Raw genomic sequence first — 12,308 nt, forward strand, 5'->3', positions numbered from 1 at the left:
CTAACATCCGACCAATCGACCAAAATCACCGGGCAAGGGTTAGCGCGGGCAATAAGGTTGGCATGCCATTTATAGATATCGTCTTTTTCACGATGCAATTGCGTATTGCCAAGCAAACGGTCGACACGCTTGATGGCATGTTTAGCGGTGGTAATGACGTTCAGAGAGCGGCCAAGTTTAGTGAGCGTAAGGTCCGCCCCATCGAGTGAGGATTGCGTCGCAAGTATCAGAGAGTGAAGCCGTTTTTTATGAATAGTGGGACACTGATTTTGTAGAGTATCTTGTAGAATTTGAATATCGCGCATCGTTCATCCCTTTTGGTGGAATGTGGTTTTTGGCGAAATTCATTAAATCAAAAGGGTCGGTGCGCGTCTTTCTCATTGTTTAGAAAAGGAATTTTGAGGGGATTCGCTAGATTAAATTTAGGGCGAGCGATGTTCGTCAGAAATATTGGTTTCTTAAAATGATTAAGTTTAATTTTTGGCAAAAGAAATCCCGGAGCTATTTAGCCCTTTGATATTTTTGCTGTTATGAGAATGTGTATCTAACGCAAGAGAATGCGCTAAATAAATTTAGGCAGGGAAGAAAAAAGCAATTTTGTAGTCGAGGGTGATCCAATGATTCATGTCTTTACTGATATCCATAATTACCAACCTGAAACCGAATAATTCAAGCTAACGATAGTATTATCTATAGCACAGAACGTTTGGTCATTTCAAAAAATATCAAAGTGAGAACGTACCGACAAATTTACAGTCACTAAAATGTATTTAGAAGATGGATATCACATCAACAACTTACCCGTTTTGAAGGCTGTATAAGAACCAATACGAGTGAGCCTAACAATACGGCCAAAAGAATGGAAAATAGCCGCTTCCCATCATCAATAAAGGCACTACCAGCCCCTTGAGTCAGACCATAATAAATGAGTACCACATAGCCTGAGAAAAGAAGTTGAATAGCACTAAAACTTGCGAAACGTCGGGTTGCGTATACTCCCATTAATAGGGCACAGCATAAGGCGGCACTCATTTGGCCGACAATGTTAGTTTCCAATGCACTGGCAAGAAGCGCTGGCATCGCAAACAAAAAGCCTGCGTAAGTGGCTAAGAGCCGTCTCAAGCCGTATCTATGTCCACTCACTGGGTTGGGGTCTTTCAAAATCAAAGCGACCGTCAGTGTCACGATGGTGCTTTGTACCAAATTCAAATGAATAGCACTGATTAGTACGATCAGAATGACCAATGCCTTAAAGAGAATGTGTCGGCTTTCAACATGGACGGCGCTAAACGTAGGTGATGGGATCGTATTTGCAATGGGGTTACCTTCTGGCAACAAGAAATAGGCGAGATAGGCAACAAGGCCAGCAACCATGATTTCTTTTAACAATGCGAAGGGGATTTGGCTGACATCGAGCCCCTTTTGTTGTGTAAATACCGCCACTAAGATAGTCGACAGTAATAGCATAATTGACAGCAAATCTTGAGGGTTGCTTCGAGCCCGCTCGATACACCAGTAAAAAACAATGTATATACAACTGTAATAAATGATCGGCTGGTCAATGAGGAAGTTACTGAGAAACGCTTGAAACCACGCGGAAGCAAAAAGCGTCAGGCCCATGAAAAGCACGACTTTCAATGGCGGTGGGTTCATCGCTGTGCTGAGAAACATAGCGCAGATCGCAGGGGCGATGAGAGGGAGTGATGTACCAAAATAGTGTTGCCAGAACAGAAGCAACACAGGAAAAAGGGCAAGGCGGATAATGCCATTTCCAGGATTATGAAACATAGCTCAGGTAATTCCAGAACCACGTCCATACATCGAGTAGATTCTCCCCCAATGACGACTGTCCTGTATAGAAACTGACGGTAGCTCGTCCACCATAGCGAAGGTTGACGTTTTCCGGTAAATCAAAAAAGCGAATATTCACGGGAAAACGTTGCGCGTGTTGAAGTCCGTTCGGAGAGTCAAACAGCCCGTTACTTGCATCGATGTGTAGATTACCGTTCCCACTGCTTCCCCAGCCGATAGAAGAAACTTCTCCGTGGAAAATCTTTCCGGGATATGCATCGAGTATGATTTTAACGACGGTCCCTTTTTCTACGAAAACCAGCGAATTCTCACGCACCATGGCCGTTAGCCAAAAGTGGTGGTTGTTAATGTAAGTCAACAAAGGCTTACCCTGAGTTGCATAGTCGCCTGTTGCCAGCGTCATGTTCGTGATAACGCCTGATGCTGGGGCAAAAAGCTCCGTGTAAGAAAGATTGAGCAGTGCTTGATCTAAACGGTTCAATGCTGACTTTATCTGTGGGTTATTTTTCCCTTTTGGGCCAAGCGCTTGCTCAGCTTTCGTTAAGTCTGCGGTGGCCTGTGAGAGAACAGCCTGAGCACTATTTTGCGCAGCAATACTGTCATCGAGGGTTGACTTACTGATGACGTTTCTTCGGGCAAGCGTTTTATTTCTTTGAGCATGTTGTGTGGCATTGATTAGCTTAACCCGAGCGGCCACTTGATTGGCCTTGGCTGCCTCAATAGCGGCAGAGTCCGACCTCACCGAAAGCGTGGCTTGCTGAAGGACTAATTTTGCTGCGCTCACTTCTAATTGGAAAGGGTGTTGTTCAATGTTGAGTAGGGGTTGACCGCGCCTTATTTCCGCGTTGTTTAGCACGGTAATACGGGCGATAGGGCCCGAAACTTGAGGCGTAATACGAATGAGTTGACCATTGATGCGTCCGTGATTGGTCATGGGGGTAAATCGGTCAGCCCACAAGGTATAAACCCACAGCAATAAGGCGGCACCAATTAAATAATAGGTGACACGTCGTGCGTTGTTGGCGGCCTCGGTTTGAGCGTTTTTATCACTGTCTGCGGGCGAATTGACATCATTCATTTTCTAATTCCTTCATCCATTCGGCTCGCAACGTGTGTTTTTGTGTTGCAATAATGGACTATGCGACTATGCGACTATGCGACTATGCGACTATGCGACTATGCGACTATGCGACCATGCGACTTGGCGCATAAGGGTAATTCTAAGGAATGACTTTGCAGTAAGTTGTCTAAATTTAGACACTTTTGCGAAGAATGGCGTGGCTGGCTACATCGAGGTGTTTTCGTTTGTTACTTTTCTAGCAGAGTGTCACCGGAAAGCGATTTAACGCAAAACCTTTTCGTTTCTATCTGACCATCAGAACGACTCACGTGTTCCAATTCACCGTCTTTCGTCCATTGCGCCAAATCACAAGTGCGGAACATGACATGTCTATCACCAAGGAACGGGTCGGGCCGATACTTTTCCTGACTGAGTGACGCGTTAGCAAGGTAGCCCTTCGTTACGCATTCACCACCAACCCACAACTCGCCAATATCTCCGATATCGCAAGGTTTGAGGTGTTCATCCAAAATATAAACGGTGTTGTTGGTCGTCGGTTTTCCAAGGGTAAGAGTATCTCCTGGTGCATACCATTTGGCGGTATTAATGATCGTGGTTTCCGTGGTGCCATAGGCAGCATATAAACGGCATTGTTTCGCCCATTTCTCAGCGAGTAGGCGAGGACAAGGTTCACCCGCTGCGACGACAACTTTCACGTCTTCACATGTGTTTGGGTTAATTTGTTCGAGTACGGGGGGCGTGGCAATGATCACATTGGCGTTGCTGGTTGTGTGTTCAATAATGTCGTCGCTGATCAGTAGTGTTCCACCATGGCAAAGCGCGACATAAATTTCCCACGCTGACAGAGCAAAATCAATGCGCTGAATTTGTGCCACGCGCGTGCCTTGTTTAACCCCTAAGTTTCCGGGGTCAGTAAGAATAATATTGCAGATATTACGGTGGGTGACCTGAACGCCATTCGGCGCTCCCGTTGTTCCTGAAGTGAAAAAAATAAAGCTCAAATCATCAGGCTTTGTCGGGCGTTTACCATCAATCGCTAACGATCGAAATTTATGTGATTTCAGTAAAGTGTCCAGTTCCAGCAATATGACATCGTTAAATTCAGGCAACATTTTCCTTTGGGTGGAGACGGTCAGAACGACCTTGATGCGTGCCATGTTTACGATGTGGTGTAACTGTTCAGGTGGAGCAACGCCAGTGTGTTGCGGAACATAATTCGCGCCAACTTTGAGGCATGCGAGCATGCCGGTCAGCATATTTACTGACTGAGTGAGAAAGATGCCCACTGAGTCACCATGTTTGATTCTGGCTTTTTGCAAGAGCGTGGCGAGCTTTTCCGCTTGCTGATTGAGCGCTGCGTAGGAAATCGCACGATTACCTTGTATGGCGGCGATGGAATAAGGAGAGCATTTTGCGTGATACTCAAAAGCCTGATTGAGAGTGCTAAACAGCGGGGTATCTGTTTGGCTTCGACCAAAGGTGACGAACTTACGTCTGTCCTGTGCAGATAGCATTGAAAGCGGAGCAAGGTTGAAAACACAGCCTTGGGCTGACGATTGCTCAGATGGTGAGGGAGGAAATAAAACAGAATTGAGAATGGCAGTCACAATCTACTCTCCTTGATGTTACGTGGCCAAGTCACCGATGAAACGAATAAATTGACGTCGTAAGAAAGAAGTTAGCGACAAAATCTCGCGGAATTCTCACAAAGCGTTCGCAATAGATTAGCAATAAGGAAGAGTGTGCAATGGGCAAGAAAAATCGCGCTGATTGAGAACAATCAACGCGATTTATGCGGTGTTTACAGGGTGGCGTTAAAGGTTACGTTCAATACTGGCTTCCCTCGGTTTTTCATCCCCGGTTTTCCAAATTGTCCAACCCATCACGCCGAAAAGAATAGTGACTAGGGGAGATAACCAACAGAAAAAATTAAAAGGAAGATAGGCAAGCGTTGCGACCCCAAGTGTTGCGGCTTGATATGCCCCACCTGAGTTCCAAGGCACAAGGTTAGCCGTTACGGTCGCTGAATCTTCCACTGCGCGAGAGAGATTCTCAGGCGCCAAACCTCGTTCTCGGTAGGCTTCAGCATAGCTTCGCGCACTCATTACAATCGCCATATATTGGTCACATAAAATGAGGTTTGCACCGATGCCTGTCAGTACAGTGGAAACAATGAGTGACCCTGTTGATTTCGCCGCGGCGAGTACTTTATCTGCGATCACCTTCAGCTGGTTTGTTCGTTCCATTACGCCACCAAACATCATCGCGACAATGATGAGGCTGATGGTGTACATCATGGAATCCATACCACCGCGAGACAGCAGTGAATCGACATCTTCAATACCGGTGCCTGATGTGTATCCGCCAAATGCCGCACTCGCGATAGCATTGTAATCGGCTCCTTGGAGACCTGCCGCGCAGATTGCACCAGCAATAACACCCAATGCGATCCCTGGAATAGCAGGCATTTTTTTGTACGAAACAAACAACACTAAGACTAACGGCAAGAGCAAAACGGGATTGATGAAAAAGGTACTCTCAAGCGTTGTTAGAATAGAATTGATACGTTCAATATTGCTGCTGGACGCACTGTATTGAAGCCCAATCACGATTTCAATGATCATGGTTAGTCCGATACTCACGCTGGTGGTATAGGACATGTGCTTGATGTGAGTGAAAAGGTCTGTGCCGGCCATGGCAGGCGCAAGGTTAGTGGTGTCGGAAAGTGGAGACATTTTGTCGCCAAAGTAAGCCCCTGATAGAACGGCACCCGCTACGATTGGAAGGGGAAAGCCTAGTCCGCCGCCTACGCCCATCAACGCGACGCCAATGGTGCCGGTTGTTCCCCAACTGGTTCCTGTCGCCAACGAGGTGATGGCACAGATAATGACGCAAGCAGGAAGGAAAACCTCGGGAGCCAGTACTTTCAAGCCATAATAAATCAGCGTAGGGACGACGCCAGCGATGATCCAAACACCGATTAACGATCCCACAATCATCAAAATGATCATGGCAGGTAGAGCGTTGTAGATCCCTGAGACCATACCCCCTTGGATTTCCTTCCATGCGAAACCGCACCTCAGCGCGACAACGCTGGCCACCACGACACCGAGCATCATGGGGACTTGTGGATCTAAACCGTATAAAACAATAGATATACTGATACCCACAACGAGGGACAATAGCGAAATGATCGCCTCCCAAAAATGTGGGGCTCTGGCACCTTCTGGAATGTCAGTCTGCATGTTACCTCCGACTGTTTACATCTTTGACTGAAAACCGCTAAACCGAGGTGTTCAAGTTTGAGTGCTCATTGGGTAGGCAAGCGGCTCTAGTGGCACGCGTGAGGTTCATTGACATCCGATGAGGGGCGGCAATGGCAAGCTTCTGGGAGACTGATCGTATCCTTCACTGGAAACCTATTTGTTTGGATCGGAGATTTCGACCCAAACAAATCGCACACATGCTTCTTATGCCCTGCTTGGCGACTCCGCCAAACGGGGGTTTTCTTAGAGCCTAATGGTGATAAGTTATTGAGGCGTGTTGTGAATACGAGACGTAGAGAGACTTTTTTACGGATAAGTCCCTTTCCATAAACGATTTAGCATGGTGGCATGCATCAGGATGCGTCTGTTTTTGTCACGTTACCGACATGGGGTGAACAGCTTCAATGTAACAGCATGCTGCTTTTAAATTTCAGGCTATTGCAAACCGCGTTGGCGGTTGAAAGGGCGGCTTCGTCATTGAAGTAGATACCGAGCTGTACGTAGCTGGTGTGACTGAATGTAAAGTTGTACACCGAGGCAACGCGATAATCGTTAGTTTCTTCGAATAAGCGATAGCGGTAATTAACCAAGCCATGCTTTTCGCTTTTATCCACATCGAAGGCTTCTTCGGCTTGCTCTTCGATAATCCATTCAAGCGCTTCTTCTGGTGATTCTTCGGGGTCGATGCTCCAGATTGAACACCAAATCGTGAACCCTTCATGCCAAATCACCAAGTCTTCGTCTTCCATACTGACATTAAATTCGGCGGGTAAATGGAGTTGCCACTCATCGGTTAATTGGTATAAACCAGAAATGACTTGTGATTGTAGGTTGTTTTGCATTTGTTTTTTTGGGCCTTGTGGCTCTGGTGTTTTCGACACCCTTAATGCGCAAGACTACCACTGTTACTTGTTGCTTACCTTATCTAACACAATATTTGTGCTACAAAAGCGAACTTGAACCTTACTGATGCTTCGCTCACTTAAGTGAGATGGTTCAAGTTTTGCGCTGAATAACCATTGCAAACCGAGAGCAAAATCACGACTTTCAAGTCTTTGTAGAGACGTATCGAAACGTTTCGATAGCGATTTTCCTTTTTAGTTTGAATAAACGAAGAGGCGTTATCGAAAATTAGCCGCTGTTAGAAGGTTAAATAATGAAAAAAAACACCCTACTGAATTCAGAGATTGCGCATCTGGTTTCCACCCTTGGACATACCGACGAATATGTGATTTGCGATGCGGGTCTGCCTATTCCACTGCACGTTCAGCGCATCGATCTAGCGTTAACTCACGGCGTGCCGGGGTTTATAGAAACCGTTCGCGTGGTTTTATCCGAGTCACAAATTGAGGGCATTGTGCTGGCCGAAGAATTTGCAGCTGTGAGCCCTGAGTGTCACGAAGCGTTGATTCACGAAATTCATGAAGAAGAAGCACGCAGCGGTAAATCTATCTCAATCAAGTACGTTTCACATGAAGACTTCAAAATGCGTACACATGATAGCCATGCGGTGATTCGCACCGGGGAATGTACACCCTACGCGAACGTGATTTTCCAAGCAGGCGTGGTTTTTTAAGCACATTTTCAAATTGAGTGAGACGAGGGCATTCCGATGACTCAAGCAATATTGCAACTCAGCGACATTGAAAAAGCGTTTCCCGGCGTGAAAGCGTTGGATAAAGCAAGCCTCAATGTGTATTCCGGTCGCGTTATGGCGTTGATGGGAGAAAACGGCGCAGGAAAATCGACCTTGATGAAGGTGCTGACAGGAATTTATGCCCTTGATGGTGGTTTCATTCACTACGAAGGTCAGCCTGCTGCTTTCAAAGATCCGCGTGATTCTCAGCAAGCGGGTATCAGTATTATCCATCAGGAATTAAACCTTATTCCTGAACTGACCATTGCAGAAAATATCTACCTTGGCCGCGAGTTCACCAGCGCATTGGGACGCGTGTTGTGGGACAAAATGTATGCCGAGGCCGACAAACTCTTGGTGCGTCTGAACGTAAAACACAGCTCAAAGACTCTGCTTGGCGCATTGAGCCTTGGTGAGCAACAAATGGTAGAGATTGCGAAAGCCCTGTCGTTTGATTCTAAGGTCATCATCATGGATGAGCCAACTGACGCGCTGACTGACACTGAAACAGAGTCTTTGTTTAATGTCATCAACGAGCTTCGCGACGAAGGCTGCGGCATCGTTTATATCTCTCACCGCTTAAAGGAAATTTTCACCATTTGTGATGACGTGACCGTCCTGCGAGATGGCAAGTTTATCGGTGAATGTCACGTTGACGATATTGATGAAGACCGCCTGATTGAGATGATGGTGGGGCGTAAACTGGAAGAACAATACCCACGTATTGCAGTGACGCACAGCGACATCTGCCTTGATGTGAAAAATGTCTCAGGTTCGGGTGTGAAGGACGTGAGCTTTACCCTGAAGCGCGGCGAGATTTTAGGTGTTTCAGGCCTGATGGGCGCGAGCAGAACAGAGCTTATGAAGGTGATCTACGGTGCGCTGCCCCGCGACAAGGGCGACATCAAACTCAACGGCAAATTGATCAACCCGATCAATCCAAGAGATGGCCTACTGAACGGCATCGCGTATATCTCCGAAGACCGCAAAGGTGATGGCCTGATTCTTGGCCTGTCCGTGAAAGAAAATATGTCGATATGTGCGTTGGATAAGTTCAGTAAAGGCATGCAAATCCGTCATGCCGATGAGCTTATGGCAGTCGACGACTTTATCACGCTTTTCAACATCAAAACCCCAACCCGAGAGCAGTTAATCGGTAATTTGTCAGGCGGTAATCAACAGAAAGTGGCGATAGCCAAAGGCCTGATGACTAAGCCTCGCGTCTTGATCCTCGACGAACCTACGCGTGGCGTCGATGTCGGGGCAAAGAAAGAAATTTATCAACTTATCAATCGGTTTAAAGCGGAAGGCATGAGCATCATTCTGGTGTCTTCTGACATGCCAGAAGTGCTGGGAATGAGTGACCGCATCATGGTGATGCATGAAGGCCGAATCACCGGTGAGTTTGATGCGAAAGATGCCGATCAAGAATCACTACTGGCCTGCGCTGTAGGTAAATACGTTAAGAAGGATGCAGCATGAATAGTAACGCAGTAACGCCCTCAAATGCTGAAGGCAAAAAGTTATTCAGCAAAGCGTGGTTGATTGAACAGAAATCGCTGATTGCGCTTCTTGTCTTGATTGTCGTGGTGTCGTTTTTAAACCCTAACTTTTTTACTGTCGATAATATCCTGAACATCCTGCGTCAGACGTCAATCAATGCGATTATTGCGGTGGGTATGACGCTCGTCATCCTGACTGCGGGCATTGACCTCAGTGTCGGTTCCGTTCTGGCGTTATGTGGCGCGTTTGCCGCTACCTTGATTGCGATGGAAGTGCCAGTGCTGATTGCCGTGCCAACCGCGCTGTTTGCAGGTGCTGTACTGGGTGCGATTTCTGGCATCATCATTGCCAAAGGTAAAGTGCAGGCCTTTATCGCCACGCTGGTCACCATGACGCTGCTTCGTGGTGTCACCATGGTTTACACCGAAGGTCGCCCAATCTCTACTGGCTTCACCGACACTGCCGATGCATTTGCGTGGTTTGGTACAGGCTATGCGTTAGGTATTCCAGTGCCGGTTTGGCTGATGGTGATTGTGTTCGCGGCAGTCTGGTATTTACTGAACCACACTCGTTTCGGTCGTTACATCTATGCATTGGGCGGCAATGAGTCTGCAACCCGCCTGTCGGGCATTGATGTCGACAAAGTGAAAATTGGTGCCTATGCAATTTGTGGTCTGCTGGCTGCTCTGGCTGGCATCATCGTGACCTCGCGATTGTCCTCTGCTCAGCCCACTGCGGGCATGGGCTATGAATTGGATGCCATTGCAGCCGTTGTGCTGGGTGGTACCAGCCTGATGGGCGGTAAAGGTCGCATTATGGGTACCTTAATCGGTGCACTTATCATCGGCTTCCTCAACAACGCCTTGAACCTACTCGACGTGTCTTCCTACTACCAGATGATTGCGAAAGCCGTGGTCATTCTGTTGGCGGTGATGGTCGACAACAAAAACAAATAACCCTACGAAGCAATAACCCCATTTACGTGTAGAACGCGCCGATGTTCCCCTTCATCGGCGCATCAAAAACAAAAGGATGAAGACAATGAAAAAACTTTCCATGCTTATCTCTGCAGTTCTCCTTTCCTCAACCGTTTCAGTGGCTGCACAGGCACAAGACACCATGGCGATCGTCGTGTCTACGTTGAATAACCCATTCTTCGTTACCATGAAAGAAGGTGCCGAAAACAAAGCAAAAGAACTGGGTTATGAACTGATCGTTCTAGACTCGCAAAATGACCCAAGTAAAGAGCTGTCAAACGTTGAAGATCTCACCATTCGTGGTGTGAAAGCGATTCTGATCAACCCAACAGATTCTGCGGCAGTGTCTAATGCCATTCGTATTGCCAACCGCAGTGACATTCCTGTTCTTACGTTAGACCGTGGCGCTCAGCGTGGTGACGTGGTCAGCCATATTGCGTCTAATAATATCGCTGGTGGCGAAATGGCAGGTAAGTTCATCATGGAAAAAGTCGGTGAAAAAGCGAAAGTGATTCAGCTAGAAGGTATCGCGGGTACCTCTGCTGCACGTGAACGTGGCGAAGGCTTCATGAACGTAGTTGATGGTGGCGACATGGAACTGTTGGCTAGCCAGCCTGCGGATTTCGATCGCACTAAAGGCCTGAATGTTATGGAGAACATGCTGGCTGCAAACCCTGACGTTCAAGCGGTATTTGCACAGAACGATGAAATGGCGCTGGGTGCTCTTCGTGCCGTTCAAGCATCAGGAAAAGATGTGTTGATTGTAGGCTTCGACGGCACAGATGATGGTATTGCGGCCGTTAAGCGAGGAAAAATGGCTGCTACAATTGCCCAACAACCAGAGTTGATTGGTGCGATGGGGGTAGAAATTGCAGACAAAGTGCTTAAAGGTCAAGCGGTAGAGAAGTCTATCCCAGTACCACTAAAAGTGGTGACTCAATAATGTTTGAAGGCTCCCTCGTCAGAGGGAGCCTTTAAAGCGGATTGCTTTGATTTCTTGAGAAAGAGCCTAAATCAATGCGTTTTTAACCCCAAGCTATCACCGTGTGTCAGGTGGTAAGGGGACTCTATTTACAACAACAAGGTCTCTCAAGAGGCTGAGGATAGCTCGATGAATAAGTTAGTGGTGTTAGGGAGCGTTAATGCTGACCATGTACTCCAGGTGCCTTCTTTCCCCCGCCCGGGTGAAACCCTGCATGGACGCAATTACCAAGTCATCCCAGGTGGAAAAGGCGCCAATCAGGCCGTTGCCGCGGCAAGATTGAATGCAGACATCGGCTTTATTGCCTGCGTCGGTGATGACGCGTTTGGTATCAATATTCGCGAAAGCTTCAAATGTGACGGTATTAATATCGGTGGCGTGAAAATGCAGGCGGATTGTCCGACAGGCATCGCCATGATTCAGGTCTCAGACGGGGGCGAAAACAGTATTTGTATTTCGGCAGAAGCAAATGCCAAGCTCAGCGCGGAAGCCATAGAACCAGAACTTGCGCGTATTCGTTACGCAGATTTCTTGTTAATGCAGCTTGAAACACCCATGGACGGCATCGAGTACGCGGCCAAAGAAGCAAAAGCACACAACACCACGGTGATCCTGAACCCTGCACCTGCACGTGAACTGTCAGAAGCCCTGCTGGCTTGTGTGGATATCATCACACCCAATGAAACAGAAGCCGAAGTACTGACAGGCGTGAAGGTGGACGATGAGGTGTCAGCGAGCAAAGCAGCAGCGAAACTGCATGCAAAAGGCATCAAAACGGTCATGATCACGCTAGGCGCAAAGGGCGTGTATGTCAGCGAACAAAATACAGGTCTAATCGTACCGGGGTTTCGCGTAGAGGCCACGGATACGACAGCAGCAGGAGATACATTTAACGGCGCATTCGTGACTGGTCTAATGGAAGCAATGCCTTTAGAATCAGCGATTAAGTTTGCGCATGCAGCAGCGGCAATTTCCGTTACCCGTTTTGGTGCACAAACCTCCATTCCAACCCGTGAGGAAGTGGAAGCTTTCTTAAAAATACACGCCTGAT

Annotated in this window: 11 protein-coding genes and 1 pseudogene; 5 read left to right on the top strand and 7 right to left on the bottom strand. The window is 47.4% G+C overall.

Translation table 11 applies throughout. The annotated features are described in order from the left end of the window. The 7 genes and pseudogenes from B5D35_RS15285 to B5D35_RS15315 form a co-directional block, all read right to left on the bottom strand. A pseudogene (locus B5D35_RS15285) lies at positions 1–305 on the bottom strand (IS4 family transposase); the annotation flags it as partial. Between the two features lie 267 nt (positions 306–572). Continuing rightward, positions 573–644, bottom strand: coding sequence for a tryptophanase leader peptide (gene tnaC, locus B5D35_RS25510; protein ID WP_139367782.1), 72 nt, complete (start codon positions 642–644; stop codon positions 573–575). A gap of 145 nt (positions 645–789) precedes the next feature. After that, complete coding sequence (locus B5D35_RS15295; protein WP_078753415.1) at positions 790–1,788, bottom strand: DUF2955 domain-containing protein; 999 nt, start codon at positions 1,786–1,788, stop codon at positions 790–792. Then, entirely contained in the window at positions 1,778–2,890 is a 1,113-nt protein-coding gene (locus B5D35_RS15300) for an HlyD family secretion protein (protein WP_078753416.1), read from the bottom strand. Before B5D35_RS15300 ends, B5D35_RS15295 begins: the two co-directional genes overlap by 11 nt. Positions 2,891–3,120: 230 nt before the next feature. Beyond that, positions 3,121–4,500, bottom strand: coding sequence for an AMP-binding protein (locus B5D35_RS15305; protein WP_078753417.1), 1,380 nt, complete (start codon positions 4,498–4,500; stop codon positions 3,121–3,123). 207 nt (positions 4,501–4,707) lie between these two features. Further along, positions 4,708–6,138 carry a Na+/H+ antiporter NhaC gene (nhaC, locus tag B5D35_RS15310; RefSeq protein ID WP_078753418.1) on the bottom strand — a complete coding sequence of 477 codons (1,431 nt, stop codon included), beginning with the start codon at positions 6,136–6,138 and terminating at the stop codon, positions 4,708–4,710. A 422-nt stretch (positions 6,139–6,560) separates the two neighbouring features. After that, positions 6,561–7,001 (bottom strand): hypothetical protein, encoded by a 441-nt coding sequence (locus B5D35_RS15315; RefSeq protein ID WP_078753446.1) that lies wholly within the window; start codon positions 6,999–7,001, stop codon positions 6,561–6,563. Positions 7,002–7,315: 314 nt separating this feature from the next. Between B5D35_RS15315 and rbsD the strand changes: the two genes are divergently transcribed. The 5 genes from rbsD (at position 7,316) to rbsK (ending at position 12,307) form a co-directional block, all read left to right on the top strand. Then, entirely contained in the window at positions 7,316–7,735 is a 420-nt protein-coding gene (gene rbsD / locus B5D35_RS15320) for a D-ribose pyranase (RefSeq protein WP_078753419.1), read from the top strand. A 36-nt stretch (positions 7,736–7,771) separates the two neighbouring features. Beyond that, positions 7,772–9,277, top strand: a complete 1,506-nt coding sequence (gene rbsA / locus B5D35_RS15325) for a ribose ABC transporter ATP-binding protein RbsA (RefSeq protein WP_078753420.1) — start codon at positions 7,772–7,774, stop codon at positions 9,275–9,277. Then, on the top strand, positions 9,274–10,254 hold the full coding sequence (gene rbsC, locus B5D35_RS15330) for a ribose ABC transporter permease (RefSeq protein ID WP_078753421.1): 981 nt from the start codon (positions 9,274–9,276) through the stop codon (positions 10,252–10,254). Before rbsA ends, rbsC begins: the two co-directional genes overlap by 4 nt. Before the next feature lie 85 nt (positions 10,255–10,339). Continuing rightward, the gene (gene rbsB / locus B5D35_RS15335; RefSeq protein WP_078753422.1) at positions 10,340–11,218 is read left to right on the top strand and encodes a ribose ABC transporter substrate-binding protein RbsB; all 879 of its coding nucleotides are present in this window, start codon (positions 10,340–10,342) and stop codon (positions 11,216–11,218) included. 168 nt (positions 11,219–11,386) lie between these two features. Then, positions 11,387–12,307, top strand: coding sequence for a ribokinase (gene rbsK / locus B5D35_RS15340; RefSeq protein WP_078753423.1), 921 nt, complete (start codon positions 11,387–11,389; stop codon positions 12,305–12,307). Position 12,308: the final 1 nt, after the last annotated feature.

This window comes from Enterovibrio nigricans DSM 22720 (assembly GCF_900167155.1).
In the GTDB taxonomy this organism is placed as follows: domain Bacteria; phylum Pseudomonadota; class Gammaproteobacteria; order Enterobacterales; family Vibrionaceae; genus Enterovibrio; species Enterovibrio nigricans.

What these genes read in the sequence shown, in the direction of transcription:
- rbsD (WP_078753419.1), top strand. Translation starts at nt 7,316, where the DNA reads ATGAAAAAAAACACCCTACTGAATTCAGAGATTGCGCATCTGGTTTCC.
- rbsA (WP_078753420.1), top strand. Translation starts at nt 7,772, where the DNA reads ATGACTCAAGCAATATTGCAACTCAGCGACATTGAAAAAGCGTTTCCC.
- B5D35_RS15300 (WP_078753416.1), bottom strand. Translation starts at nt 2,890, where the DNA reads ATGAATGATGTCAATTCGCCCGCAGACAGTGATAAAAACGCTCAAACC.
- rbsC (WP_078753421.1), top strand. Translation starts at nt 9,274, where the DNA reads ATGAATAGTAACGCAGTAACGCCCTCAAATGCTGAAGGCAAAAAGTTA.
- rbsK (WP_078753423.1), top strand. Translation starts at nt 11,387, where the DNA reads ATGAATAAGTTAGTGGTGTTAGGGAGCGTTAATGCTGACCATGTACTC.
- B5D35_RS15295 (WP_078753415.1), bottom strand. Translation starts at nt 1,788, where the DNA reads ATGTTTCATAATCCTGGAAATGGCATTATCCGCCTTGCCCTTTTTCCT.
- nhaC (WP_078753418.1), bottom strand. Translation starts at nt 6,138, where the DNA reads ATGCAGACTGACATTCCAGAAGGTGCCAGAGCCCCACATTTTTGGGAG.
- rbsB (WP_078753422.1), top strand. Translation starts at nt 10,340, where the DNA reads ATGAAAAAACTTTCCATGCTTATCTCTGCAGTTCTCCTTTCCTCAACC.
- B5D35_RS15315 (WP_078753446.1), bottom strand. Translation starts at nt 7,001, where the DNA reads ATGCAAAACAACCTACAATCACAAGTCATTTCTGGTTTATACCAATTA.